Genomic DNA, 25,139 nt, shown 5'->3' with positions numbered 1-25,139 from the left:
TATATGTGAAGGGAATCTATCTCATGCCAATATTTTACCCTACCTTTAACTATTTTGACTCACAAATGTGTTTGGCAATGTGCACACCGTGATGTCGTCCATTTTCAATAAAGATTTCATTGTTATTATATCCAGCAGCAATCACGCCTGCAATATAGATTCCAGGAATATTCGTTTCCATTGTTGCTTCGCTAAACGAAGGTCTTCCTGTATCTTCTTCGATCGTGATTCCCATCTCCTTTAGAAAGCTATGATCAGGATGATAACCAGTCATGGCAAATACGAAATCATTGTCCACTGCTTTCTTCTCACCTTGGACAGTATAATACACTTTATCGTGGGTAATTTCCGTAACAGAAGCATTGAATTCCATATCTATATGCCCATTTCGGACAAGCGCCTCAAATTCTGGTAAAATCCATGGCTTTACGCTTTTGGAATAATCAGAACCTCGGTAAATCACGGTAACATTAGCGCCTGCCTTTACCAATTCTAGTGTAGCATCTACGGCAGAATTTTTTCCTCCAATGACAACGACATCCTTATCAAAGTATGGATGGGCTTCTTTGAAATAATGCATCACTTTATCAAGCTGCTCTCCCGGTATGCCCATGTGATTAGGATGATCATAATAGCCAGTTGCTATGACGACATGCTCTGCTGCATAGCTATGCTGTTCCCCATTTTTTCTAGTAGTGCACACTTTGAATTGGCTTCCCTCTTTCATCACCTTATCCACTTTTTCATAAGCGTTTATCCGTAGTTCTTTTCTTTTTGCAACCGTACGATAATACGCTAGTGCCTGATTACGTACTGGTTTTTTATGCTCTGTTATAAATGGCATATTGCCTATTTCCAATTTTTCACTTGAACTAAAAAACATTTGGTGAGTCGGGTAATGGTGAATGGAATTCACTACATTTCCTTTTTCTATAAGTAAGGGATGGATTCCACGTTCCTGTAGCTCAATAGCGGTAGACATACCACAAGGACCTGCTCCGATAATAATTACATTTTCTTTTTGCACTTTCTTCACTCCTCTTACATGAAAACTGCATGAATTTGTACTGCATCCTATGCTTCCTTAACATAGCAGGCAAATAAATAGCGTATTAGAACGAATGGCAACAGATTATTTCTCTTCGCATTTCGAATCTAATCGTAATGTTCCTCTTAACTATGACAAAAATAAAACATCTCCTACCGTCATAATGATAGGAGATGCAAAAGAAAGTTTCAAGTTATATCCACCCACGGAAGCGAGCAGCCTCAGCCATTTTCCGGACTCCAACCATGTAGGAGGCAAGACGCATATCAATTCGTCTTGTTTCAGCTGTTTGATATACAGAGTTAAATCCTTTAACCATGACCTTGTGAAGCTTCTCTTCCACTTCTTCTTCTGTCCAGTAATATCCTTGGTTATTTTGCACCCATTCAAAATAGGATACAGTTACACCACCGGCAGACGCCAGTACATCTGGAACGAGGAGAATATCACGCTCGGATAATATCTTGGTTGCTTCTAAAGTGGTTGGACCATTTGCAGCTTCCACAACAATACTCGCTTTAATGTTATGAGCATTATCTTCTGTGATTTGATTCTCAATGGCTGCTGGGACAAGAATATCACAGTCCAACTCTAATAGTTCCTGGTTTGTGATTGTATTTTTAAATAAATTCGTTACGGCTCCAAAGCTGTCCCGACGATCCAGCAGGTAATCAATATCTAAGCCGTCTGGGTCATGCAACCCTCCATAAGCATCAGAGATACCAATGACTTTGGCGCCTTTATGATGCATGAATTTCGCAAGGAAGCTTCCCGCATTACCAAATCCTTGAATAACGACACGAGCACCTTTAATGTTTATATCTTTCTTTTTCGCTGCTTCTTCAATACAAATGGTAACCCCTTTAGCGGTTGCTGATTCACGTCCGTGCGAACCACCGAGTACAATAGGCTTACCTGTAATAAAACCAGGATTGTTAAATTCATCAATACGGCTGTATTCATCCATCATCCAGGCCATAATTTGAGAATTTGTAAAGACATCTGGTGCTGGAATATCTTTAGTAGGTCCTACAATCTGACTAATGGAGCGTACATAACCACGACTAAGCCCTTCTAGCTCTCGAAAGGACATTTCACGTGGGTCACATACTATACCACCTTTACCTCCACCGTAAGGCAAATCTACAATTCCTGCTTTCAGGCTCATCCATATAGATAATGCTTTTACTTCTTTTTCAGAAACATTTGGGTGAAATCTTACTCCACCCTTAGTCGGTCCTACAGCATCGTTATGTTGGGCCCGGTAGCCTGTGAAAATTTTGATAGAACCATCATCCATCCTTACTGGGATACGAACGGACATCATACGTACTGGTTCTTTTAATAGATCAAAAACTTCATTAGGATAACCCAATTTCTCTAGTGCATTTTTCACCACTGTTTGAGTTGACTTCAACACATCCATGTTATCGTTCTTCTCGTTTGAAGAGTCTGCTGCTTTATCGGCTACCATCAACTTACCTCCCATGAAAATCTGTTCCATTTAGAAAAGGCCTTCCCTAGTGGAAAAGAATACTTTTCTATTGTTAATTAATTTTTACCTATACCGTCTATATGTGTGTACAACCTTATCGACTATGTTACAAAATCAGTATACATGTTCTATACACATATGCAACAGTATTTAAACATTACATACACTTACGAATTCATAACTGTAAGCGATTTCATTATAAAAGGGTTCTCTTAAGGTTTCAATGCATCTGCCTAAACTTTTCTGCTATTCCTATTTCCGGCTAACAGAAAAAAGATAGATATGTATAATACAGACAGCTTGCATCACTAATTTGATACTAACACATTTTCATGAACCAAGTGAAATAGTATCAATTTATACGCCTTTCTCTAGTCCCAACAAATCCTTTCTAATAGTAACATGATATGAATAGGTAGTGTATTCCCTTTTTCATATTTTTTAAATTAAATGTTCCACTTTTTAAGGGATGTGGTTAACTGAGATTCTAACCCTAATTGGTAATCTTTAACGTGGATATTTGTTATAGCTTGTTGTCAATTACTCTATTAGCGCCCTTCCCCGTTAACATTGTCAGGATGAACATGGAAAAAAGCAGCGTGTCTATTTATTTGGCACAATAAAAAAGATCGCACCAGAAGGTCGATCTTGTTCCTATGCATTAAGGCTACCCAAAATACTTTGTTAGCAAGTGTACAGCATTATCCTTCATTATTTCTTTCCCATACTCTTGTAACCGATGTGACGTTACTGTACTAGGAGAGGCAAACTCTGACATGATAGCAATGACACTTTCTCTATCATGAATGTCTAAGTCTTTCTCTTCCAGCTGCATATAATACGTGGAGTCCATATAATAAACGGATCCACCATCAAGTGGAAGCTGATAGAGGTGCTGACTTACTCCAATAACATCTTCGAAGCTTGTAAAGGCAAATATCATTTCCTTACTTTCATCTAATGTTACTTTCATTTCAATAAAATCCTCATCGAAATCTTCTGTATCCTCTTCACTTTGTGTAACAACAATCAACATTCCTTGTGCCTGCATGAGATACACCTGAACTTGCAGCATGCCCTCTAACTCTATACCTAATTCATCCGTGGCCTCATACATCATGTCATGAAACAGCTGATGAACTCTAGGCAGATCATACCAGAGGTCTTCTCTCGTTAACCCCCGATCCAGCAAATCATCAAACGTCAGAAATATTTTGAACTTATTGTTAGACATTCTCTCAAGACGCATTCACTCGTCCCCCTTGAATGCATATAAAAATCCTTTTGATAGTATATGTGTTCTTTAGTAAAATGCTACCGTTTTATAAAGTATATGAAAGAAAAGGCTTGGGGACAAGTTTTATTTATTTTTCAGCAGCCAACTCTCCCATTCCGCTTTGGAATTACCGATTTTATAAGGAAGCACAATCTCCTGCTCTTCCTGCGGCAAATTATCCAGAGCATGGCCGCCAACACCAATTTGGAGCGCTGGATACCTTTCGTCCAACGTTTCAGCTAACTTCAGGGTTGCTGGTATATTTTTCTTTAACGTACAAGACATAAATAAAAAGGCTGGCTGAACTTCATTAATAACCACATCAACATCTCCTGCGGCAACACTCTGTCCTAGATATATAACATCATAGCCTTTTCGTTTGAGAAAAAGCGTGAAAATAAGAAGCCCTAATTCGTGCTTCTCATTCGGTCCACAGACGCATACTGCTTTAGGAAGCATCTTATCACTTGGCATGGTAATTAACATCATTCCCAGTCTGGAACGCAAGAAATTAGTAGCGAAATGTTCATGGGCACTAGAAATTTTATTTTCTTCCCAGTAGTAGCCAATTTTAACTAATAGAGGACTTACAATATCCATGGCTACCTTTTCAGGGGAAAACATACTAAAAGCATAATCTAATTTCCCATGAGCCTTGGATTCATCAAAGGCCAGTAAGGATGTCATTAAATCATCGGAAAGACTCTCTAGAATACTTTTCCCTTCCTCTTCTTCCGTATCCTCCGTTTCATATGATACGGAAGCTTGGTTATTTTCTAAAATAGAGACCGCCTGGGAGATAGTAAATCCCTTATCTACTTTATCGATAAGCCATTTTAATACTTTTACATGTTCTTCTGTGTACAATCTATGACCAGCCTCATTACGGGTGGGACGAATCATTTGGTATCTTCTTTCCCAGGCTCTTAGGGTGCCTGGTTGTATTCCGAGCATATTAGATACTGCTTTTATGTTATATTTACCTTGAGTGCTGGACATACTGTTTCCTCCACGACTAACTTTTTTGTCTATTATACCGCTTCGTCTAAATTATGTATAGGTTTTTTATAACTTTTGGTTAAGTTCTTCGGTGGAGAAAACTTAGCATAAATACAAAGGTATAAAAGCCTATTGTCATTTTAATAGAAAAAACAGCTAAACTGCCAGGCATACATAGTATTCCCCCAAATAATACGTGTTTAAAAGCAGGCATCTTCCTTGTATGCCACCAATGGAAAACCACGATGGAATGTGCCCAAATACCAATTAGAAAAGCAATCCCACCCAACAGAAAATCGACGGGAAATAAAATGGTTTGAAGTAATGCTTCTAATGTTAGAGGCACACGGGCAAAAGGCAGCCAATAAATCGAGAAAAAACAACCAATAAACCCTACAGCCCCCGGTATCAGACATCTTTTAAACATGGAAAAACCTCCTTAGAACATTTTTATGTTCCTTAGGAGGTCCCCATGCCCTACTAGTCCTCTTTTACGTCTAGGACACGAAAGCCTGATTTTTCTAGTTTTTTTACCAGCTTATCTATATTTGGTGTCTTCTCTATTTTCATAACAATCCTTCTTGCCAATTTATCTGTTTCATCGAACGTTGCCAGTGATATAACGTTCTCATGAAACTGTTTAAGGATTTCCGCTAAGCGGGCAATCCTTCCCTCCGATTCCTCAGAAGTAAATGCAATCCTGACACCGCTTCGCTTCGTACCAAAAGCACTTTCAAATTGTTCGATAACGTCGAACCTCGTTACAATGCCCAAGAATCGGCGCCCATCGTCTAATACCGCGACGATAGGAAACCCCTTAAAGGTTGTCAGTGTCCTCTCAAAGACATCCTCTTCGGTGACATAATAGTCCTGATGGGAAACAAGATCACCAGCCAGGGTCTGTTGCAAAAATATATCCTTTTCTTGATTTGAAGTAAAATACGTTTGATAAATAACCTGCCTGGAAATCATCCCCAGAAATGTACCTGCTTCCAAAACAGGCATCCCCTCAATGTCATGCTCATCAAGTGTATGTAACACTTCGTGTAAAGGAGTACTAGCTTCCGCAATCCAGCATTGATGCATTGGTTTCATAATCCCTTTGACAAACATCTGCTTCACCTCATTATGTGTTCTTTTTTGACTAGCCGTTTTGTCTTCTTATCATTATCTTCACTGTACCTTAATTATTATATTCGACATGGTTCTATAAATCCCTTTATATTTTGTGAGAATAGGACATGTTCCACACCCATAAAGTGGAAGTGAAGCCTATTGTCTAATGTAGAAAGGAGGAGAATGCTTGTTTACACAAGTAAAGCAATATTATCCTTATATAAGTCCTTTTGATCCCTGTCCCCCAATGAGAGTGAAAACCTATCAAACGCCACCTAACCTTTATATCGGATATCAGCCTCCTAATCTAGAACAATATCCACCAAAACAAGCACTGTATTGCGGCACGTTATGGCCAGCATTCTTTAGTCCCTATCCAAGCAGGAGCGATGAACATGGATAAACAGATGCCTAAAGAATTTTATGAGCTGCTAGAGAATATTCAAGCAATTGATTTCGTGTTAGTAGAATTAACTTTATATCTCGATACTCACCCAAATGATTATATAGCTATTCAACAGTTTAATGAATGCGCAAAACAAAGTAAGCTACTTAAGAAACAGTACGAAAAAAGCTACGGGCCCCTGCGACAATATGGAGAGAGCTATTCCGGCTACCCATGGAATTGGGGAGACGCCCCTTGGCCATGGCAGGTATAGAAAGGGAGAGGGTGAACAACCATGTGGTACTACGAAAAAAAGCTCCAATACCCTGTTCGTGTAAGTACGTGCAGTCCCCACTTAGCCAAATTCTTAATTGAGCAGTATGGCGGCGCAGACGGAGAGCTTTCCGCAGCTCTCCGTTATCTGAATCAACGATATTCTATACCTGATAAGGTAGTTGGTCTGCTCACGGATATCGGAACGGAGGAGTTTGCACATTTAGAAATGATTGCAACAATGGTATATAAATTAACGAAAGACGCTACTCCAGAACAAATGGATGCAGCTGGTTTGGGAGCCCATTATTCCAATCATGAAAAAGCGCTGTATTATGAAAATGCAGCTGGTGGAGCATGGACGGCAACTTATATAGCAGCCAAAGGAGACCCTATAGCAGATTTGTATGAAGATATAGCAGCAGAAGAAAAAGCACGAGCTACGTACCAGTGGATAATAAATCTTTCTGATGATCCTGATTTAAATGATGGTCTGAAATATTTGCGAGAAAGAGAGATTATTCACTCTCAGCGCTTTAGAGAAGCTGTAGAAATTTTAAAGGAGGAGCGTGACCGACAGTTATATTTTTAATGTCAACAAGACCCACATCTCTCTCTGCTAATGTGGGTCTTATTTCTTCTATATAACGTTCATTTCATGCCCCTCCTTAATAGGGGCAGCTACGTTAGCGTTGTTTATTCTGGAGGACAAAATGGTTATTTTCTGTTTGTTCATGGGCGGCTTGTTCCGTAACAGTATTAAGATTGCTATACATATTCGTAAGTAAAGCGTCCTTCATATAGAAAATATAAAGTGGAATGAGAATCAGTAGTAAAAGAAATACAATAAGCAGCACTTTGCTAACGGTTAGCTTATTCTTCTGATTGGTTTTCCCAGTATGCACTTTACTTCTTGGCGGCAAATCGAGAACATCCACCTCCTCCGCTTCGAATTCGGGGTTAGAAGATGCCTCCTCCAGCTGTTCACCATTTGTCCTGTCCCTTAAAGCATTAGCTTGGTCCTTCAAGTATCTTTCTGTCATTATTTCACCTCATCCATTTCAATCGAATCATAAGACCTAAGACTAAGTCGATTAAAAAATGCGCTACAATAGTAACCCATAATTCCCCTGTCCATTCATACATTAACCCTAGATAAAAACTAATAAGGAGAACGGAGACTAGCAGGACAGGCTTAGTAAGATAGCGAATATGCATAAGCGCAAAAGCAACGCTCGCCAATACATATCCAAACTCCGTATGAAGCACACCTCTGAATAACAGCTCCTCCGAAAAAGCAACTACAAATGCAATGATAGCAATCTCCGGAATGGATATGGATCGAAATACTCTCTCGTTAATCCCACCATCATCATAATAGCTTTTCGGTAGAACTTTCATTAATATTATATCAACCAAAAGGATGAATACAGCTGCAGATACCCCGAATTGGATGACAGTAGAAACGTTCCAAACAAACAAGGCTTGAACATCTGTAAAAGAGTCAAACAGCACCCACATAGCACCTAAGGCGATGCTAAATAGTAAGGCTTGGGTAGCATATACTTGTGATACCAGTTGTCTATCACTTAATTGTTTAATCAGCTCAGCTTGCTTATTCCATTTCATAATCGTCTCCTTGCCTGAATATCATCCTAAGCTCCGTTATCCAATCAGTTGGTCGATGAGCCTTCATTAGTGAGTTTATATCCCATGCGGAAAACGTAAAATCACAGCGATCACAGCAAAATCCAGTTGGTTCCTTTAAGGATGATTGGAAGCTGGAGTAAATCTCCTTTCGAAGGCAATCATGCTGATGAAGCCAATGTAGTAAAGATTGGAGCTTTTTCTCCTTCACAAGCGTACGCTCTTGGATAAACGAAATAATGGAATCATAGCTATGCTTCATCTTTTCCTCATTTACCACAATTCTATTTTCTTGTATCATACCATGCTTTTCTAGTTGAAATCGCAAAAATCTCCATTGGACCTCGCTAATTTCCAATTTCCCTTCCATTTCGACATCGCTTGGCATAATCTCACTTTCATGGAGAGCCATCCTGTGTAAGGACTGGATTACTTGAAAGACCGTTCTGTCTTCAGGCAGCTCAGAACGTATAAATGTCTTAGGAATTTCACTATCCCCAGGAGCATAAAAGGTTAAACTTACACTTTGTTCACCATCTCTCCCGGCTCGTCCAATTTCCTGAAGAAACGATTCTACTTGGGATGGCAGATGGGCATGAATCACCAATCGGATATTCGACTTATTCACTCCCATTCCAAATGCACTTGTACAGCAAATGACGTCTAATTGATCATTCATAAATTGCTGTTGTATTAGCAATCGATCCATTTGCTCCATCCCTCCATGATAATAAGCAATCCTAAGATGAGGCAAGGCTTGAGACAAAGTAAAGGCCGCCTTCTCCGACCACTGCCGGCTAGAAAAATAAATCATGGTTGGGACGGGATGTGTCGTTAAGACGGATTGTATTCTATTTAGTTTCTCATCCATATTTGCAACATGCTCTATTGTAAAAGCAATGTTCTCTCGGTCCATCGGATAGATGCGCTTCTTCATGTGCGGACGACCAAGCTGTTGACTAATATCTTCTTGGACGTGAAAGGGTGCTGTAGCGCTGAGTGCTAATAAGGTGGGATTATCTAACGCTGTAATTGCCTCATGCAGCTTTAAGTAATCCGTTCGAAACTCATGCCCCCATTGTGATATACAATGAGCTTCATCCACTACAAATAAACTTATGGTTACGCGCTGTTTAAGCTCGTGAATAAATATCTCGTTCTGCAGCATTTCTGGAGAGCAATAAATAAGCTGATACGATTCTAAATGATCATACACCTTTTTCTTCTGGCTACGATCCAAGAAGCTATTGATGGCAGCCACACGCTTAAATCCTTGCTGCTTTAGTTGCTTCACTTGATCGACCATTAAGGAAATTAACGGGGAGACAATAAGTACCGTCCCATCCATCACTGCCGCCGGATATTGATAGCATAAGGATTTACCGGTACCAGTTGGCAGAATCCCTATGACATCCTCCCCTTTCAAAACATCTTCTATAATTTCCTTTTGCCCCTCCCGAAAGGAATCAAATCCGAAATATTTCTTCAGATTATCTTCTAATGGAACGTTAATCATGTAAAAGTCTCCTTTTGAAAAGCTGCTAGCACTAACCGAATTTGAAAGTACGAATACTGATCATCCAATGCTTCTTTGATAATCTTTAATCTGTTAGTGTTTAATTCGTCAGCTTTATGGGAAATGTCATGTGCAGCGTTTTTTGGGACAAATCCTTCCACTGAAAAACCAGGATCCTGTATAGCGATTTCTATAACGTGATCCTGTATCGTGCTTTGTTTTAAGTTACGGATTTGTGCGATTCGCTCCAGAGGCTGGCCTTTTTGAAGCCATTCTCTTGTCTTTCTAGCAGATTGGGTTAACGGTATTTGCTTTTGGATATCGATACAGAAAGAGTACAATACCGGATAGGGAGCTGCTTTATGTAGTATGTGTTCCAATTGATAATGAATAACAGCAGTTAACAACAAACTAATATCATGTATCGAGCATTGAAATTTCGCTGCTAACTGAGCTTTGCTTAACCCAAATCGATGAAGACCGCTCATGCGGTACACAACGAGCTCTGCTAGGTATTCCGGCATGTCAGCTAATATCGTATGTAATTCTTCATACAATTGCTGCATATAATGACGTAAATCAGGCATGGTTTCTTTATATTTCTTTTTCACCCATTCCAGAATGTCTTGTTTCTCCTCAACTGGTATAAAGTTGTGTTGAGATGCTACCATATGAGAAGCAGTCTGAACAAACAGGAGAAGTCTTGACCAATATACTTGCTCCATGTAGTGGTAATGAATACCACCAAGCCAGGAGAATGGATATTGATCCCAATTTGCTGCAAGGTATTCTTCTCCCTTCATTGTTAAGTGGAGATTTCGGTTATGTATTTGAATTAAATCATCCTGTGCTAATGCACGTACTTCCTGTTCCAGTTGATCTCGATGCAGACTTCTGTAGCTTCCGAAAGCAAAAGCAATGTCATATGCCTGCATATCCTGGAATGTTTGGGATGATTTCTTGCCTGTTAATGTATGATGTATGGCTGATAGGCTTCGTTCGCCTTTTATTTGCTTAATACAGTGAAGAATTAACAAATGAAACATGGCTATAATCACCTCTTTCGGACAATGATAAGACTAGGTAGTTAAAGCTCTCCCTAGTGGGATTTCAGCATGATTTGTTGTTGAAATGTTAAGAAAGTAGCTTTACAATAAGTAATGAGGCGAATGTTTCCAACTCAGGATACTTATATATGATATAGAAAAAGTCCATTTTAGACTCAATTTTTTTAGGAGGGTATGAGACATGGCTAAATATACAATTGTTGATAAAGAGACATGCATCGCTTGTGGTGCGTGTGGAGCAGCAGCGCCAGATATCTATGATTATGATGATGAAGGTATTGCTTATGTAATTCTAGATGACAACCAGGGTACGGCTGAAGTACCAGATGAGCTAGATGAAGATTTAGAAGATGCATTTGAAGGTTGTCCTACGGATTCGATTAAAGTGGCTGATGAGCCATTTAATGGTGATCCATTAAAACACGAATAAAACCATTCTCATAGATGAATCCCTTCACCTTGGTGGAGGGATTTTATATGGTCTTATTTAGTTTGTTGAATTAGCTCCTTCATCTTCTCTTCTGCTTCGCGTAAATCGAAGGTGCTAAAATAACGATAATATGCTTCATCAATAATACGATAATGCTGACTTAACACATTTTGCTGTATGGAAAATCCCTTTTCCGTTTGAATGTGCTGCCACCATACTTTTCCTCCGAGTGTTTTTTCCTTCGGTCGATCTACATGCTGATGCACGATAGTTTCTAACACTTCAATTGGATCGGCACCGATACTATTTTGTATCACTTCACTATCTCGAAATAAAGCACACATAGCAACAATCGTCGTCCACCCAGCATCTATCCGACCTTTTTCTATTTGTACAAGAGTCTTTTTGGATAAACCTAATATGGCAGCCATCCTATCTTGTGTATATCCTTTTTCCACCCTAACTAACTTCATCTTAGTAGAAAGTTGTTGTATTAAAGCTTGTTTGTCCATATTCACCAGTCCCAGTTTTACATCGATAACAATATTTTAACACGTATCGGACTTTCCTTCCTACCTAAATATTGATATAATATGAAGTCGAAACCTGATACATATTTAGAATTCAAAGGAGGAACCATCATGGCTGAAAATAAAGTACTTGATGTTTTTATTGAAATTCCAACTGGAAGTCAAAACAAATATGAATATGATAAAGAGCAAGGCGTCTTCAAACTGGACCGCGTTCTTTTCTCTTCTCAATTCTACCCTGCTGAGTATGGCTATATTGACAACACGCTAGCTCTAGATAATGACCCTCTAGATGCACTTGTTCTTGTAACCAACCCTACTTTCCCAGGCTGCGTTATTGAATCTCGTGTTATCGGATTCTTGAACATGATTGATGATGGAGAGGAAGATCAAAAGCTTCTAGCTGTTCCTACAGAGGACCCACGTTTTAAAGATGTGCACACATTAGATGATATTCCTCAGCACAAGCTTGAAGAAATTTCTCATTTCTTCAAGACCTACAAGGACCTACAAGGGAAGAAGACTGAAATTGGTGCTTGGGAAGGCGTAGAAGCTGCTAATAAATTAATTGATGACTGCCTAACTCGTTATCAAGAAAATAACTAAGCCAAGCCTTATCACCCAAAATAACTCAATCATACTTCCACAACAAAGAAGGACGATATCATTTGTGATATCGTCCTTCTTTTTATTAAACCCTCTTACTAGCTTCCAGATGGGAGCGTGAAAGGTTTCGGATTTACTGCTTCTGGCACCTGAATCGGAGTAGTGAAATGATAATCTGACACAGACTCAACATTTGCTCCTTTGAAGTGAACAGCAGTAAAATTATATGATTTAGCGGTCATAAGAATACCTTCTACGAGTGCCATAGAGAAAAAATCGTCATCTAGCTCCACGTTATCTGCAAACGTAATTATTAGTACATCTCCATTTTCCTCCACATTTTCATAACCTAGAGAGGAAAAAACTGGTTCACCTTTCTTATTCATTATCGAATGGGTAGTAGTAGTTATTGCTTTTTCAACAGATTGCTCTTCCTTTATGTCTTTTGGTAAAAGCAACGGATCTTCAGTACCAGACGGATAAAGCAAGGAATACGTTTGCTTTAAGTCAGTTGACGTAATTTTTTTCGTGAACCCACTATGGGTGAAACGAATTCCTTCTTCTTTACCTTTTCTTAGCGTTAGGGCATCCTGATTTAAAGCATTCAAAATAACCTGTAAAGAATGGATTATGGTCTCTTCAGTCTTTAATGTTGCGGGAGGATCATAATCCTCTGGAAAAACAGCTTGGAGAGCTCCATTCTCCGTATTTTGAAATTCCACGTCTTGGAGAGCATATCTCTCCAAGCCCCACCTTGCATTTGTATAAGAAGTAGAAATGGCATTATATACATCAGCTGTACTCCCAAAGGAGGCTGGAACCTTGAAGGAGATGGGAACAACTTCACTCCCGCCTTTCCTTGGCACTCCAATGGTGGCCAGCAGTTCCTTATCATGAGTAGTTGTAACAAGAGTTTCCTGTTTCATCCCATACGTCCTCATGGATGTTTCCCCAGATTCGTTCTCTTGATGTCCCTTCTCCTCCTGTTTTGTATTAGGCATTTCGTCCTGTTTACTTATCGTTGGTGGAGAATTATCTGTTGCGTCGTTTGGCTCGGCTCCCTCATTTTCCATGGGGGGTAAGGACGAGTCATTAGCACCTGTAGAATCCCCCTCTTTTCCTTCGGGTGGTGTTTCGGATGCGGAAGGCAATGATCCTGATTTCTTCTCCGCAAAATCAGCTGTACTTTCTTCCGTCGACTCTGATGGCTGGTTTGCCGAATCAAACGTACGGTCCATCCAAAGGGGGGTGCTCAACATAGCAAACAAGGCAGCAGCCGCTATTCCTGTAATAGGAATTAGCTTTTTTCGCTTTGGTTTAACATGAGCGGACATATGCTGATCTGATAGGTTTGCTTCTATTCGTTCATAATATGTTTCAGAAGGAGTAGAATCGTGTATTTGCGGCATTTTTTTCAACAGATCTTCCAGTGCTTCATCTGAATAGTTATCGTTGCGCTTCATGATTCCCCTCCCCCTTTCTTTGTTCTTCCTCCATTAATTGTTTCAATACTTTCATTCCCCTATGCTGGGTTGTTTTTACTTTACTGATACTCATATCTAATATTTCTGCTGTCTCCTGTATGGATAAAGAGTGAATAAAACGTAATATTAGTACACTCTTTTGGTCAACACTGCAGCGATCCAAGCAACGATACATTTGTTGAATAGTTTCATTCTGCAGGGCGATTTCCTCTGGTAATGGTTCATTATCAGAAATGAGCTCGCCTTTTTCTCCCCAGTCAAAGAATTCAAGAATTTTATCCCTTTTTCTTTGCTGTTTTCGAAAGAAGTCAATAGCTACGTGTCGTGCAATGGAGAAAATCCAAGTCTTTTCACTGCTTTCGCCTTTAAAGCGATCATATGATTTCATTACTTTAATATACACTTCCTGAACGAGATCTTCTGTTTGTTCACGGTTTTTCACCATGTAGAAAATAAACTGATAGACATCATTATGGTATTTATCGTAAAGTTCTTGAAAAACCGCCTTCATCATTGGACCTCCCCGTTCATCCATTTAGTCGTTTGAGCTATGTAAAAGTTTCAACTTCTATTACTATAAAATAAATTATAATATATGAATAGATTGCATTTAAAAAATCCGGCTGCCCGTTGGGGGTCAAGCCGGATACTGTTCCATACGAAACAAGATTCTTCGTCATAATAAAGGGTTATTCGTGTTTCTCAGGAATCTTAACGATAAATGTCGTACTTTCGTTCACCTTACTATGCACAGAAATAGTTCCTTTATGTGCCTCCACAAGGTTCTTAGCAATTGCTAAGCCAAGCCCCGTTCCTGATTTCCCATTTTTACGCTGTCGTGATTTATCAGCTTTATAAAACCGTTCAAAAACAAATGGTAGATCCTCTTCTGGAATTCCTTCTCCGTGGTCTTTCACCGCTATCTCAATGGAATCTCCTGCTCTGGTAACGGAAACATGAACGGTTGTTTGGGAATGGGTATGGCGGATGGCATTATCTATTAAATTTGTAAGAACTTGCTCCATCCGGTCTGGGTCCATTATAGCTGCCGCCGTACGAAATTCCTCCTCAATATGCTGCTTTAATTCGACCTGATGCTCATTAGCAAGACCGGCGAATTTACGTATTATCCGCTCCACAAATGGTTGCAGAGGCACCTGCTCTTCATGAAGTTCAATATGACCAGCCTCCATATGCGCCAAGTCCAACAGCTCATTAACTAGACGGCCCATCCGTTGAGATTCATCATAAATAATTTGAGCTAAATCATTCTTATCCTCTCGTGACTCGGCTACATCATCCACGATTGCCTCACTGTATCCTTGCAGCATAGAGATCGGTGTGCGCAGTTCATGAGAGACATTTGCGATAAAGTCCTTACGAAGTTTATCCAGTCTTCTCTCTTCTGTCATATCTCTTAATACCGCAACAGCTCCACGTACATATGATTTATCATAAAGAGGGGTCATAATTACCACCCAGCTTCTTCCTTGAAGGGTTAGCTCCGTCATCACTTCACTTTCGGAGGAGATGACCTCTTGTAATAACTGTTGAAGCTCCTCAGGTAAGGTGTTAATCATTTGCTCCTCTTGATTATGTTCAAAATACCAGGCATCTATAAACCTCTCAGCAGGTGGATTTGTGACCAGCATATCCCCTTTTCTATTCAGCGTAATAACCCCGTCAGCCATGGAACGTAAAATGCTCGATAATTGTTCCTTCTCCTGGTTTAGAGCATTTATGTGGTATTTCAATTGGCGTCCCATTCGATTAAATGCCATCGCTAATTCGCCAATTTCATCGTGAGTCAGAATAGGCACCTTTGTATTAAACTCCCCTCTTGCCAATTCGAATGCACCTTCACGCATTTTTATAAGCGGTGATGTTATGCGAGTGGATAGGAAAAAAGCAAAGATGGTCGTTAATATAATGGCAATACCTGCGCTCAGCAAAATGATATTAGTTGTTTGGGACGTAGTCTGCTCCACAAAGCTTAACGACTGGTACACATATATAGCCCCATTGTTATCCGGAAGAGGATACCCTACTATCATCACATTCGTTTGACTGTCGGGCAGAACTGTCTCCTGTTTCACACTTTCTCCACGTTCTAGAACAGCCGATAACTCGTCTTTGCTTTGTATCCATTCCATATCAATGGTAGGGACAGATTCTTCCTTGCTATCTGATATCCAATAGTCCTCCTGATCAAAGGCAATGACAATTCTACTGGATGGGTCTATGACAGTTTCCGCAATAGAAAGGGTTAAATCCCGATCCTCTTCATGCTCGTCTACTATACTTGAGACCTTTTTAGCTGTTTCCATTAATTCCTGCTCTGCTTGGTACACATGGTAATTCTCAAAAAATTCGAGCAGCAGCACCGTTAGGATAAACAGGACAAAGGATACAAGAAGCAAGATGGTAAACCAAAGTTTACCAACAACACTTCGCCAGAACATTATTCACCATCCACCTCGAATTTATATCCAACACCCCAAACCGTTACAATCATCTTAGCTGCTTCCTTGGATACTTTATTCAACTTCTCCCTTAGACGTTTCACATGAGTGTCCACTGTTCTTAAATCGCCAAAAAATTCATATTGCCAAACTTCTTTCAACAATTCCTCTCGATCAAACACCTTGTCAGGGGACTGTGCCAGAAAGAGCAATAATTCATATTCCTTCGGGGTTAGGTTTACATCTGAACCATCTGCCTTCACACGATGAGCATCATTTTCAATAGTAAGATGATCAAATACTAGTACATCCTCTGTAGCGGTTTCCGTCTGGAGGAATTTAGTAGTAGAGGAACGGCGCAGCAGTGCTTTAACGCGCAGGACTACTTCTCTTGGGCTAAATGGCTTTACAATATAATCATCGGTTCCTACCTCAAAGCCCTGCACTCGATTAGCTTCTTCCCCTTTTGCGGTCAACATTATGACTGGAGTTGCCTTCTTCTCTCGTAATTCCTTGCACACTTCAATTCCATCCTTACCTGGCAGCATTAAATCCAATAGGATAACATCAAAATCCTCTTCCAGTGCAAGTGTTAACGCTTCTTCTCCGTCCTCTGCATCCGTTACTTCGAAGTTTTCCCGTTCTAAATACATCCTTACTAATCGACGGATGCGTTCTTCATCATCTACTACTAATATTTTCCCACTTTGTTCTTGGTCCATTGTGACCGCCTCCTATAATCAATATTCATACTAGTGTTACCTATGATGAAAAGAAAGGCTATCAATCAATTGATTGTAGCCTTTCTAGTCTTTAAGCATACGAATGAAGTCCAGCAATAACGAGATTTACAGCGATAAGGTTGAACATAATAATGACGAAACCAATAACAGCAAGCCACGCAGAACGTTCTCCTTGCCACCCTTGTGATAGACGAAGGTGTAAAAATACCGCATAAAAAAGCCATGTAATAAGAGCCCAAACCTCTTTCGGGTCCCAGCCCCAGAACCTATTCCATGCCTGTTGTGCCCATATCATTGCAAATATCAAGGCACCTAAAGTGAAGACAGGGAAACCGATGGCTACTGCTCTATAGGAAATTTCATCTACTAGGTCTGGTTTCACTTTCGATAAATATGGCTGAATGGCGGCAGCCACTCTCTTGCGTAAGATTAATAGGGTAAGTCCGTATAAGACAAGACCACTAAGCAAGGACCAAATCATTGTGTTTAATTTACTGGCTGCTTTTTCTCCTGCCATCCAGCTCGGAATTTCAAATATAGGTGACATGGCATCTTCTGTTACTAATTCTCCTTCATATGGTCCAGATATGGCAGGTAGCGTATATTCCACTTGAGTGGCTTCCGCACCATCTGTTTGTGACGGCAGCTCAAATACTGCTTCGTAACCCACTGCTCTGAAGGTCGTTGTAATCAGGATGAAACCAATTGTTGCGTATAAGCCATACAATATAAATTCCAGCCAAAAGGTTTTTTTATTCAGCTTTGATTGATCAACCATTTTAATAAGATAGATAAGACCAGCGGCAAAGCTTACCGCAAGAATAGCTTCTCCAGCCGCGGCCGTTGTCACGTGTATATATAACCAATGGGTTTTCAACGCTGGAATTAGTGGAGAAATTTCACGTGGAAACATACTCGCATAGGCGATAATTAATAATGCTACTGGCAGCGTGAATAAACCTAGTAAATTGAGTCGATAAATAAAATAAATGACGATAAATGCCAATACCAGCATCATGCCAAAGAAAGTCGTAAATTCAAATAAGTTACTAACAGGAGCATGCTGGCTAGCTATCCAGCGAGTAATGAAATAGCCCACCTGCAATACAAAACCAATAATGGTCAATGTTATTGCAATCGTCCCTGCTTTACTACCAGATGTATTCCCACTCTTTTCTCTTATGGTTCCTCCAAAGAAAAAAGTAGCAATTAAGTATAAAATAAAGGCAGCATATAAAAGATTACTACTGATTGTACTTAGCTCCATTCCAATTCCTCCTTAAGTGAATATCCCTATTTAACCGCATACACAAAAAGCCAAAGCAGGTCTCCAGGAGACCTGCATTCTGACGAAGAGATATCCCCTTATGCTTTCCGCTCATTTTGATCCTCCACGGTAGGAATGTTGGTCCCATCTACTAGTTTATCAATTTCCCGCTTAATCCCATACCAATTCTTATTCGTATGAGCAGCCAGCCAAATTCCATCACCTTTAGGGTGGATCCATATTCTACGGTGATTCCAATACATACCTTCAATAACACCCAACATGAAAATAATACCGCCAATGGCCAAAATAGGTAGCGTTCTATCCCTCGTAACGGTAAGACCTGTTACATCTCTTGTTGCAAAATCCTCTATACCAACTTTGAATTCATTTGTCCCATTTGGATCCAGATTAGTTCCAATCCCTACAAAGCTTACTTCTGGATCTTCAGCATCTGGCTCGAATATATGGAATACAAACGCAGGGTTCTTAGGAAATTTAGAGATAGAAGTAGGTTCTTTGTCCTGCATTTCGAATTCAGGGAAGTAACTGTCTAATTTCACGACCATTCCGTTCTCTAACGTGTATTCAGATTTTGGGTTAACTAAATCCACTGTAAAAGTGCCCCCTAGCGCTTTTTCATCAGGGTCATCCTTTTTGTGAATTTTAAACGTCATCGTCTTAAATTCATTTAACTGATACGTCGTTTGATACAACCCGAACCCATCTATGGAAAGGGGCCTATTCACCTGAATAGAGCCTTCCTTTACTTTTTCAAGCTGAGGCTCGGCTCCCGGTAAAGCATCATCGGTCCTCTTATAAAGAATAGCGTCTGTTTGGTAATTCTTAACCACATTACCACCCTCTTGCTCGATGGCCTCTTTATACCTCGGATCGTCTTCATCATACATTTCTACAAAGAAGTCTTTATTTTCTATATAATACTGGCGATCTGTACCAGGTATTTGCTGAGTTTCTCCTTCTCTGACCCACATGCTTTTATCTACATACATAACAGGGACAAAACGGAGCAGCACACCTATTAGAAAAATGATTAACCCGATATGGTTCACATAAGGACCCCATCTGGAAAAACGACCTTTTTCCGCTAACACATGGCCATCCTGTTCCGTTACTTTATACCGGTGTTTTTTTAATTGTTCCAGAAGCTTCTCTTTATCGCCTTGTAAAACATTTTCAGCCTGTCCAAAAAGTCTTTGACGTTTCATGAAAGATTCATGACGCTTTGGTTTTTGCTTTTTCAAAGCCCGATATAGAGGTACAACCCTGTCTAAACTTGCTATGACAAGAGAAACCCCAATGGAGGCAACTAAGATCATATACCACCATGAGCCGTACAAGTCATGAAATCCTAATTGATAATAAATCTTTCCTGGTATCCCATATGTTTCTTCATAATATTGTGCTGCAGGCAGTGGTGACTGATTGTTTGCTTCTTGAGGGAAGATCGTTCCGACGGACGATGCTATAAGCGTAAGAGCAATAAGCCATACGCCTACCTTCACGGAGGAAAAGAAGTTCCATATCTTATCTACGAACGTTTTATTATACGTTCTGGAACGCCGTGCACTTCCATCGTATCGCATGTTAAGTAATTGATTCGATTCATTTCCATCTATGTGCTGATTTCCTTCTATTGGTTTCCCACAAGATTCACAAAGAACGGTGCCTTCTGGATTGACATGCCCGCATTCACACGTAATTTTTTTCATGTTGAAACCCTCTCTATCCTGTGAATGCTATTATGATTGAGGGGTGATATCTTTCATGTAGCCCTCTATCCTATCTAATGTAAGAGCACCAATTACTTTATGCTCTATTTTACCATCTGGTCCAACAAAATAGGTTGCCGGTAAATTCCCAACATCATACAATTCCATTACCTGACCGTTTGAGTCCTGTACAATCGGAAAGGTCAAGTCATAGTTGTTTAGGAATTTGTCTACCACCAATTGCCCCTGATCCAGGTTAACCGCAATAATTTCTACCCCTTTTTCTTTATACTCAGGGTACAGCGTTTGCATATAAGGCATTTCTTCCTTACATGGAGGGCAGTAGGTTGCCCAAAAATTAATCATAACGCCCTTTCCTTCAAACTCATCCAGCGTTAGATGCTCCTTGCCTTCCACATTAACTGTTTCTAACTTGAAATTAGGGGCTTCATCCCCCACTTGTATTTGTTCACTACTACCCTTAGTAAAGCTGGAGTACAAGGCAAACCCAACAGCTGAAAGCATGATGGCAAGCATTACACTTCTAAATACTAGTCTTTTTTTCTTTTTATCTGCCATACTTCGTCACTCCTCTTGCACATTATACCATTTCAAACGAGGAAAACTTGTGAAAATTTAGTTAACATTTTGATTTGCTAGATGTCTCAGCTTCTTGACTTCTTTCGGGGTTAGTTCACGATAGTCCCCTGGCTGCATGCCTTGTTCAGATAAAAAACCATAACGCTCTCGTTTCAATTTATCTACTGGATATCCAAGTGCTTCAAACATCCTTCTAATTTGTCTATTTTTACCTTCGTGTAAGGTCAGTTGAATAATAGCAGTATTCTTCTTTCTGTCAGTAGACAATAAACGTTGACGCACAGCTTTAAGAGTATCTCCATCTACGTGAATGCCTTTTGTTAACTGTACGAGTTCTTCCTTAGCAGGAATGCCCTTCACCTTCGCAACATATACTTTGTCAATTTGATGCTTGGGGTGCATAAGCTCTTGGGCAAAGCTTCCATCATTTGTTAATAACAGAAGGCCTGATGTATCATAGTCTAACCTGCCAATTGGATATATACGTTGTGGGACTCCAGGTAATAGATCGGTTACGACTTTTCTTCCTTTATCATCCTTAGCACTAGAAATAACCCCTCTAGGCTTATAGAGAAGGAAGTAAACCGGCTCTTCTTTTTCAATTGGAACACCATTTACTTCAATTGTGGCATTAGGTCCTACTTTTGTTCCAAGCTCTGTTACGACTTTCCCATTTACTTTAACACTGCCTTCTTGCATCAATTGTTCAGCTTTCCTTCTGGAAGCTACACCACTTTGGGCAATTAGCTTCTGTACGCGTTGTAAATTATCTGTCATTCCTATCACCTTCTTGTTCTAGTTGAAATGCTTCTATTCTTTCACATGGATGTGGACTGGTTTTCTCTCACCTTAAACTTCCTCTATATAGTATAAAGGTTCAGCCTTCATAACAAAAGAAACGCGTTAACATTCATATGTTAACGCTTTTAACTGCCGAAAACAATCGACACAACTATGATTGAAGCAATTATACCAATAAAGTCTGCTATCAGTCCAACCTTTAATGCATCTCCCATTCTTTTTATTCCTACCGCTCCAAAATAAACCGTTAAAATATATAAAGTGGTATCTGTACTGCCCTGCATAGTGGAAGCAAGACGCCCTATAAATGAATCTGGTCCATGCGTTCCAATCATTTCAGTTGTCATGCCGAGTGCTGCTGCCCCTGAAATTGGTCTTACTACAGCTAATGGGACAATATCAGGCGGCACACCAAGCATACCAAGTATAGGGCTTATAAGTGCTACAAAGGCTTCCATAGCACCTGATGCTCTAAATATAGCAATAGAAACCATCATTCCTAATAAAAAAGGAAGAAGAGAAAAGGCCATTTTCACCCCTTCTTTTCCTCCCTCTACAAAAGTCTCGTACGTAGGTACTTTTTTAATCGTCCCATACATGAGGATTAATAAAATTATACAAGGGATAATCCATGTACTTATTGTCGTGACCAACGTCATCTCGTATCCCTCCTTGATCTAACAGAATAAAAAAAGCGATCCACTAAAATTGCCCCTAATGTAGAAATACACGTAGCTATAATCGTCGTCCCTACTATTTCTGTTGGTGCAATAGAGTCATATTTCATCCGGATTCCTATTACCATCGTGGGAATAAGCGTGACACTAGATGTGTTTATAGCTAGAAAAGTTATCATAGAACGGCTCGCTTCTTCTGATTGAGAAATCTTCTTCATTTCTTCCATCGCTTTGATTCCCATTGGGGTCGCCGCATTGCCTAAACCAAATAAGTTAGCAGAAATGTTTGAAAGAATATAACCCATTGCCGGATGATTTTCTGGAATATCCGGAAAGAGCTTAGTGACAATGGGACGGAATAGTCGAGCTAGAACGTTAAGCAAACCAGATGCCTCGGCAATTCTCATCATCCCCAGCCAAAACACGAGTACACTTACTAAACTAATCACTAACATAACTGCGTCATCCGCACCTTTAAACAGTGCTTTATTTACTTCATCCATTGTTCCATTAAACATGGCATACACAATTCCTATTACCGCCATGAGCATCCAAATAATATTAACCATGGAAGGTCCCCGCTATACGGTTCCACATTTGTATCACACTTTCCACGAAGGAAGTACGAGGCTTTCGTTCTGCCATTACTGGCGCTTCTATAATCGTCTTGCCTTCAATGGAAAGAGCTGCTCTTCCAACGACCGAATGAACTCCCTCTGTTTCGGATGGTTGTGACACATATTTTAAGGAATCAAGCTGCAAAAATTCCTCATCTGTTAAAGGTACTGAAATATCCTCCCACAAATATCCTGTTGGTTTCTCAGTGTCTTTACTCTCTAGAGGTACTTTTCCTTTTTGCTGAATTTCTCTTAGCTTATAATTTTTGTAGCCCCATTCAAATGCATTACGGTGATCATTCCAATCATCTGGTCCATTCAAGGTAACCATAATCAATTCCATATCCTCTTTCTTGGCAGTGCTTATCAGGGTACGGCCTGCTGCTTTCGTGAAGCCAGTTTTTCCCCCTGTACTATATTCATAGTACTTCGTTAACATTTTATTTTTATTCCCCCACGCATACGCACGGTTTTCCGCTTTATACATTTTCGTTTGAGAAATGTCTTTAAACACATCGTTATTCATAGCATACCTCGTTAGGAGAGCCATATCATAGGCTGTCGAATAATGCTCGTCAGAATCAAGCCCGTGAGGATTATCGAAATGAGAGTTATTCATCCCTATCCATTCTGCTTTCTGATTCATTAAAAAAGCGAATCCTTCTAGGCTTCCTCCTACATGTTCCGCAATAGCGGTAGCTGCGTCATTACCAGAGCGAAGCATTAATCCATATACTAAGTCTTTTAACTTAATCTCTTCCCCCTGTTCCAGGTATATCGAAGACCCTTCCTCATAAACCGCCCTTTTCGAAACTGTGACTAACTCCTCCATTTTTCCAGATTCAATAGCTATGATGGCAGTCATTACTTTCGTTATACTGGCGATTTTCCGCTTTTCATGCGCCTGTTTTTCAAGCAGCACCCTTCCTGTTGTCTGCTCCATCAACACAGCGTTTCTAGCAGACACATTTGGCTGCGCTTGGACAAGAACAGGATTATGTAAAAGAAAAATCATCACGAATACTATCAATAGGCATTTCCGCATCATACCTATTCCCCCATTTCCTACGCTTTGTACTAATCTATGCACGGAGGACAGGCGTATGCTTTCTTTCTTTTATTTCTCATGAAAGCGAGGTAGGACATAGTTGTGAATAAAATCCTTGAATAGAAAACTTACATGCGGGAGCTATAGCTTCATTTCTATAATACTTGTGATATCCGGAAAGGCGTATAAATTGGAATAGTAAAAATGTGCTATTGGTACAAAACAATTGATGAGGAGCATGAGAGAGCATACTTTGGAACAGAGGGGAAATAGCATGTTGCTGCTGTTAACAGCTTTACCATAAAAAATAAGACAGCCTTATTATAGCTGTCTATAACCGTTAGTATAGTGTCCATTTTATATCTTTTACCTTATCATAACGTTCTTGGACATTTGACCAATTCACGATGTTCCACCAATTATTAACATAATCTTGTCGCTTTGTTTGGTATTGTAAGTAATAAGCATGCTCCCATACATCTAAAGCTAGTAAAGGAACGACATCCCACAAAGCAAACATTTGATGCTTTTCAGCCGTTTGAATTGCTAATCTCCCAGATCGAAGTTCCCACACTACTATTGCCCAACCGACACCCTCTACGGACAAAGCAGCCTCCGAAAATTGCTTTTTAAAAGCTCGAAAACTTCCAAAGTCACGTTCTATCTGCCTCAGAAGCTCTCCCGTTGGCTTGCCCTCCCCTCGAGGGGTCATGTTAAACCAGAACATCGTATGCAAAAAATGCCCTGAACCATGAAACGCTTGTTCTCGTAACCAATGCTTTAGCAAAGATTGATCCTGGTTTGACTCCCGTCGCAGCTGCTCCAATTTCTTCTCAGCCTTGTTTAATCCTGTAACATAGGATTGGTGGTGAATATCATGATGCAGCTTCATAATCTCCTTGGAAATATAGGGCTCTAGCGCATCGTAGGCATATGGAAGAGGAGGTAATGTATGCTCTCCAACCCCAACCACCTTCTTTTTTCTTTCTTCTTCATAATAGTCTGCAAGCGAATACAATAAGGTTTGCCCCTCTTGTTGTATCTTCTGCACTTCCGATTCCGTTATGTTGTTCTGCTTCAATGCCTTTTTAATCGTACTTCTCCATTTCTCTAACTGATCCAGCCATTTTTTCTCATTTTCCTCAGACATATGGGTGGTCTTGACTTTCATTTCCACTTCCTTGGACCAGTGTAAAAGGGATTGAAGGTATTGTTCCTGTTCCGTTATCATACCATCACCTCGCCCTATCCTATGCTTTATGCCTATTAGAAGTGATACACCAGGCCATAGAAATAAGCGCGGAGTATGAACAAGCATA

General features: G+C 40.0%; 28 protein-coding genes. 5 read left to right on the top strand and 23 right to left on the bottom strand.

Annotated features, from left to right (window positions below; genetic code table 11):
* Positions 1–49: 49 nt before the first annotated feature.
* The 6 genes from ACFFGV_RS05860 to ACFFGV_RS05835 form a co-directional block, all read right to left on the bottom strand.
* On the bottom strand, positions 50–1,027 hold the full coding sequence (locus ACFFGV_RS05860) for a YpdA family putative bacillithiol disulfide reductase (RefSeq protein ID WP_377345664.1): 978 nt from the start codon (positions 1,025–1,027) through the stop codon (positions 50–52).
* 214 nt (positions 1,028–1,241) lie between these two features.
* The gene (locus ACFFGV_RS05855; RefSeq protein ID WP_377345663.1) at positions 1,242–2,522 is read right to left on the bottom strand and encodes a Glu/Leu/Phe/Val family dehydrogenase; all 1,281 of its coding nucleotides are present in this window, start codon (positions 2,520–2,522) and stop codon (positions 1,242–1,244) included.
* Between the two features lie 688 nt (positions 2,523–3,210).
* Positions 3,211–3,792, bottom strand: a complete 582-nt coding sequence (locus ACFFGV_RS05850) for a genetic competence negative regulator (RefSeq protein WP_377345662.1) — start codon at positions 3,790–3,792, stop codon at positions 3,211–3,213.
* Between the two features lie 111 nt (positions 3,793–3,903).
* Positions 3,904–4,818, bottom strand: a complete 915-nt coding sequence (locus ACFFGV_RS05845) for a MerR family transcriptional regulator (RefSeq protein WP_377345661.1) — start codon at positions 4,816–4,818, stop codon at positions 3,904–3,906.
* 79 nt (positions 4,819–4,897) lie between these two features.
* Positions 4,898–5,245 (bottom strand): hypothetical protein, encoded by a 348-nt coding sequence (locus ACFFGV_RS05840; protein WP_377345660.1) that lies wholly within the window; start codon positions 5,243–5,245, stop codon positions 4,898–4,900.
* A gap of 53 nt (positions 5,246–5,298) precedes the next feature.
* Positions 5,299–5,931, bottom strand: a complete 633-nt coding sequence (locus ACFFGV_RS05835) for a CBS domain-containing protein (protein ID WP_377345659.1) — start codon at positions 5,929–5,931, stop codon at positions 5,299–5,301.
* A gap of 190 nt (positions 5,932–6,121) precedes the next feature.
* On the opposite strand from ACFFGV_RS05835, the gene ACFFGV_RS05830 reads away from it, so the two are divergent.
* Genes ACFFGV_RS05830 through ACFFGV_RS05820 form a run of 3 tightly spaced genes read left to right on the top strand, consistent with a single transcriptional unit; the run spans position 6,122 to position 7,184 of the window.
* A complete protein-coding gene (locus tag ACFFGV_RS05830) occupies positions 6,122–6,337 on the top strand; it encodes a spore coat associated protein CotJA (RefSeq protein WP_377345657.1) in 216 nt (71 codons plus the stop codon).
* Positions 6,330–6,593 (top strand): spore coat protein CotJB, encoded by a 264-nt coding sequence (locus tag ACFFGV_RS05825; protein ID WP_377345656.1) that lies wholly within the window; start codon positions 6,330–6,332, stop codon positions 6,591–6,593. Before ACFFGV_RS05830 ends, ACFFGV_RS05825 begins: the two co-directional genes overlap by 8 nt.
* A gap of 21 nt (positions 6,594–6,614) precedes the next feature.
* Complete coding sequence (locus ACFFGV_RS05820) at positions 6,615–7,184, top strand: manganese catalase family protein (RefSeq protein WP_377345655.1); 570 nt, start codon at positions 6,615–6,617, stop codon at positions 7,182–7,184.
* Positions 7,185–7,278: 94 nt separating this feature from the next.
* Here the strand turns inward: ACFFGV_RS05820 and ACFFGV_RS05815 are convergent, their stop codons facing one another.
* Genes ACFFGV_RS05815 through ACFFGV_RS05800 form a run of 4 tightly spaced genes read right to left on the bottom strand, consistent with a single transcriptional unit; the run spans position 7,279 to position 10,801 of the window.
* A complete protein-coding gene (locus ACFFGV_RS05815; protein ID WP_377345653.1) occupies positions 7,279–7,635 on the bottom strand; it encodes a hypothetical protein in 357 nt (118 codons plus the stop codon).
* 4 nt (positions 7,636–7,639) lie between these two features.
* The gene (locus ACFFGV_RS05810) at positions 7,640–8,221 is read right to left on the bottom strand and encodes a CPBP family intramembrane glutamic endopeptidase (RefSeq protein WP_377345652.1); all 582 of its coding nucleotides are present in this window, start codon (positions 8,219–8,221) and stop codon (positions 7,640–7,642) included.
* Positions 8,208–9,755, bottom strand: a complete 1,548-nt coding sequence (locus ACFFGV_RS05805) for a RecQ family ATP-dependent DNA helicase (RefSeq protein WP_377345651.1) — start codon at positions 9,753–9,755, stop codon at positions 8,208–8,210. The genes ACFFGV_RS05810 and ACFFGV_RS05805 overlap by 14 nt, the downstream gene beginning before the upstream one ends.
* Positions 9,752–10,801 (bottom strand): YpbB family protein, encoded by a 1,050-nt coding sequence (locus ACFFGV_RS05800; RefSeq protein ID WP_377345650.1) that lies wholly within the window; start codon positions 10,799–10,801, stop codon positions 9,752–9,754. The genes ACFFGV_RS05805 and ACFFGV_RS05800 overlap by 4 nt, the downstream gene beginning before the upstream one ends.
* A 202-nt stretch (positions 10,802–11,003) precedes the next feature.
* Here ACFFGV_RS05800 and ACFFGV_RS05795 point away from each other — a divergent pair, with 202 nt between their 5' ends.
* Entirely contained in the window at positions 11,004–11,252 is a 249-nt protein-coding gene (locus ACFFGV_RS05795; protein WP_377345649.1) for a ferredoxin, read from the top strand.
* 53 nt (positions 11,253–11,305) lie between these two features.
* Here ACFFGV_RS05795 and ACFFGV_RS05790 read toward each other — a convergent pair whose 3' ends face one another.
* Positions 11,306–11,764 (bottom strand): helix-turn-helix transcriptional regulator, encoded by a 459-nt coding sequence (locus tag ACFFGV_RS05790; RefSeq protein WP_377345648.1) that lies wholly within the window; start codon positions 11,762–11,764, stop codon positions 11,306–11,308.
* Between the two features lie 126 nt (positions 11,765–11,890).
* On the opposite strand from ACFFGV_RS05790, the gene ACFFGV_RS05785 reads away from it, so the two are divergent.
* On the top strand, positions 11,891–12,388 hold the full coding sequence (locus ACFFGV_RS05785; RefSeq protein ID WP_377345874.1) for an inorganic diphosphatase: 498 nt from the start codon (positions 11,891–11,893) through the stop codon (positions 12,386–12,388).
* 98 nt (positions 12,389–12,486) lie between these two features.
* On the opposite strand, the gene ACFFGV_RS05780 is transcribed toward ACFFGV_RS05785, so the two are convergent.
* The 12 genes from ACFFGV_RS05780 to ACFFGV_RS05725 form a co-directional block, all read right to left on the bottom strand.
* Positions 12,487–13,851, bottom strand: coding sequence for an RsiX family anti-sigma factor (locus ACFFGV_RS05780; RefSeq protein ID WP_377345647.1), 1,365 nt, complete (start codon positions 13,849–13,851; stop codon positions 12,487–12,489).
* Positions 13,835–14,383, bottom strand: a complete 549-nt coding sequence (sigX, locus tag ACFFGV_RS05775) for an RNA polymerase sigma factor SigX (protein WP_377345646.1) — start codon at positions 14,381–14,383, stop codon at positions 13,835–13,837. Before sigX ends, ACFFGV_RS05780 begins: the two co-directional genes overlap by 17 nt.
* A 178-nt stretch (positions 14,384–14,561) precedes the next feature.
* Entirely contained in the window at positions 14,562–16,334 is a 1,773-nt protein-coding gene (locus ACFFGV_RS05770; protein WP_377345645.1) for an ATP-binding protein, read from the bottom strand.
* Entirely contained in the window at positions 16,334–17,056 is a 723-nt protein-coding gene (locus ACFFGV_RS05765; protein ID WP_377345644.1) for a response regulator, read from the bottom strand. Before ACFFGV_RS05765 ends, ACFFGV_RS05770 begins: the two co-directional genes overlap by 1 nt.
* A gap of 91 nt (positions 17,057–17,147) precedes the next feature.
* Positions 17,148–18,344 carry a c-type cytochrome biogenesis protein CcsB gene (ccsB, locus tag ACFFGV_RS05760; RefSeq protein ID WP_377345643.1) on the bottom strand — a complete coding sequence of 399 codons (1,197 nt, stop codon included), beginning with the start codon at positions 18,342–18,344 and terminating at the stop codon, positions 17,148–17,150.
* A 98-nt stretch (positions 18,345–18,442) separates the two neighbouring features.
* Positions 18,443–20,077 carry a cytochrome c biogenesis protein ResB gene (gene resB, locus ACFFGV_RS05755; RefSeq protein ID WP_377345642.1) on the bottom strand — a complete coding sequence of 545 codons (1,635 nt, stop codon included), beginning with the start codon at positions 20,075–20,077 and terminating at the stop codon, positions 18,443–18,445.
* Positions 20,078–20,107: 30 nt separating this feature from the next.
* On the bottom strand, positions 20,108–20,656 hold the full coding sequence (gene resA, locus ACFFGV_RS05750) for a thiol-disulfide oxidoreductase ResA (protein WP_377345641.1): 549 nt from the start codon (positions 20,654–20,656) through the stop codon (positions 20,108–20,110).
* Between the two features lie 57 nt (positions 20,657–20,713).
* Entirely contained in the window at positions 20,714–21,454 is a 741-nt protein-coding gene (locus ACFFGV_RS05745; protein WP_377345640.1) for a pseudouridine synthase, read from the bottom strand.
* A 149-nt stretch (positions 21,455–21,603) separates the two neighbouring features.
* Positions 21,604–22,137 carry a spore maturation protein gene (locus ACFFGV_RS05740; RefSeq protein WP_377345639.1) on the bottom strand — a complete coding sequence of 178 codons (534 nt, stop codon included), beginning with the start codon at positions 22,135–22,137 and terminating at the stop codon, positions 21,604–21,606.
* Positions 22,134–22,724 carry a nucleoside recognition domain-containing protein gene (locus tag ACFFGV_RS05735; protein WP_377345638.1) on the bottom strand — a complete coding sequence of 197 codons (591 nt, stop codon included), beginning with the start codon at positions 22,722–22,724 and terminating at the stop codon, positions 22,134–22,136. Before ACFFGV_RS05735 ends, ACFFGV_RS05740 begins: the two co-directional genes overlap by 4 nt.
* Entirely contained in the window at positions 22,717–23,820 is a 1,104-nt protein-coding gene (locus ACFFGV_RS05730) for a D-alanyl-D-alanine carboxypeptidase family protein (RefSeq protein ID WP_377345637.1), read from the bottom strand. Before ACFFGV_RS05730 ends, ACFFGV_RS05735 begins: the two co-directional genes overlap by 8 nt.
* Before the next feature lie 340 nt (positions 23,821–24,160).
* Positions 24,161–25,051: a superoxide dismutase gene (locus ACFFGV_RS05725; protein ID WP_377345636.1), complete on the bottom strand. Its 891-nt coding sequence runs from the start codon at positions 25,049–25,051 to the stop codon at positions 24,161–24,163.
* Positions 25,052–25,139: the final 88 nt, after the last annotated feature.

The sequence above is a fragment of the Pontibacillus salicampi genome (assembly GCF_042434395.1).
Taxonomy (GTDB): domain Bacteria; phylum Bacillota; class Bacilli; order Bacillales; family BH030062; genus Pontibacillus; species Pontibacillus salicampi.
This window is presented reverse-complemented; position numbering and strand designations above follow the sequence as displayed.

Coding starts and splice junctions, on each gene's coding strand:
- ACFFGV_RS05855 (WP_377345663.1), bottom strand. CDS start 2,522: ATGGTAGCCGATAAAGCAGCAGACTCTTCAAACGAGAAGAACGATAAC.
- ACFFGV_RS05850 (WP_377345662.1), bottom strand. CDS start 3,792: ATGCGTCTTGAGAGAATGTCTAACAATAAGTTCAAAATATTTCTGACG.
- ACFFGV_RS05845 (WP_377345661.1), bottom strand. CDS start 4,818: ATGTCCAGCACTCAAGGTAAATATAACATAAAAGCAGTATCTAATATG.
- ACFFGV_RS05840 (WP_377345660.1), bottom strand. CDS start 5,245: ATGTTTAAAAGATGTCTGATACCGGGGGCTGTAGGGTTTATTGGTTGT.
- ACFFGV_RS05835 (WP_377345659.1), bottom strand. CDS start 5,931: ATGTTTGTCAAAGGGATTATGAAACCAATGCATCAATGCTGGATTGCG.
- ACFFGV_RS05825 (WP_377345656.1), top strand. CDS start 6,330: ATGGATAAACAGATGCCTAAAGAATTTTATGAGCTGCTAGAGAATATT.
- ACFFGV_RS05820 (WP_377345655.1), top strand. CDS start 6,615: ATGTGGTACTACGAAAAAAAGCTCCAATACCCTGTTCGTGTAAGTACG.
- ACFFGV_RS05815 (WP_377345653.1), bottom strand. CDS start 7,635: ATGACAGAAAGATACTTGAAGGACCAAGCTAATGCTTTAAGGGACAGG.
- ACFFGV_RS05810 (WP_377345652.1), bottom strand. CDS start 8,221: ATGAAATGGAATAAGCAAGCTGAGCTGATTAAACAATTAAGTGATAGA.
- ACFFGV_RS05805 (WP_377345651.1), bottom strand. CDS start 9,755: ATGATTAACGTTCCATTAGAAGATAATCTGAAGAAATATTTCGGATTT.
- ACFFGV_RS05800 (WP_377345650.1), bottom strand. CDS start 10,801: ATGTTTCATTTGTTAATTCTTCACTGTATTAAGCAAATAAAAGGCGAA.
- ACFFGV_RS05795 (WP_377345649.1), top strand. CDS start 11,004: ATGGCTAAATATACAATTGTTGATAAAGAGACATGCATCGCTTGTGGT.
- ACFFGV_RS05790 (WP_377345648.1), bottom strand. CDS start 11,764: ATGGACAAACAAGCTTTAATACAACAACTTTCTACTAAGATGAAGTTA.
- ACFFGV_RS05780 (WP_377345647.1), bottom strand. CDS start 13,851: ATGAAGCGCAACGATAACTATTCAGATGAAGCACTGGAAGATCTGTTG.
- sigX (WP_377345646.1), bottom strand. CDS start 14,383: ATGAAGGCGGTTTTTCAAGAACTTTACGATAAATACCATAATGATGTC.
- ACFFGV_RS05770 (WP_377345645.1), bottom strand. CDS start 16,334: ATGTTCTGGCGAAGTGTTGTTGGTAAACTTTGGTTTACCATCTTGCTT.
- ACFFGV_RS05765 (WP_377345644.1), bottom strand. CDS start 17,056: ATGGACCAAGAACAAAGTGGGAAAATATTAGTAGTAGATGATGAAGAA.
- ccsB (WP_377345643.1), bottom strand. CDS start 18,344: ATGGAGCTAAGTACAATCAGTAGTAATCTTTTATATGCTGCCTTTATT.
- resB (WP_377345642.1), bottom strand. CDS start 20,077: ATGAAAAAAATTACGTGTGAATGCGGGCATGTCAATCCAGAAGGCACC.
- resA (WP_377345641.1), bottom strand. CDS start 20,656: ATGGCAGATAAAAAGAAAAAAAGACTAGTATTTAGAAGTGTAATGCTT.
- ACFFGV_RS05745 (WP_377345640.1), bottom strand. CDS start 21,454: ATGACAGATAATTTACAACGCGTACAGAAGCTAATTGCCCAAAGTGGT.
- ACFFGV_RS05740 (WP_377345639.1), bottom strand. CDS start 22,137: ATGACGTTGGTCACGACAATAAGTACATGGATTATCCCTTGTATAATT.
- ACFFGV_RS05735 (WP_377345638.1), bottom strand. CDS start 22,724: ATGGTTAATATTATTTGGATGCTCATGGCGGTAATAGGAATTGTGTAT.
- ACFFGV_RS05730 (WP_377345637.1), bottom strand. CDS start 23,820: ATGATGCGGAAATGCCTATTGATAGTATTCGTGATGATTTTTCTTTTA.
- ACFFGV_RS05725 (WP_377345636.1), bottom strand. CDS start 25,051: ATGATAACGGAACAGGAACAATACCTTCAATCCCTTTTACACTGGTCC.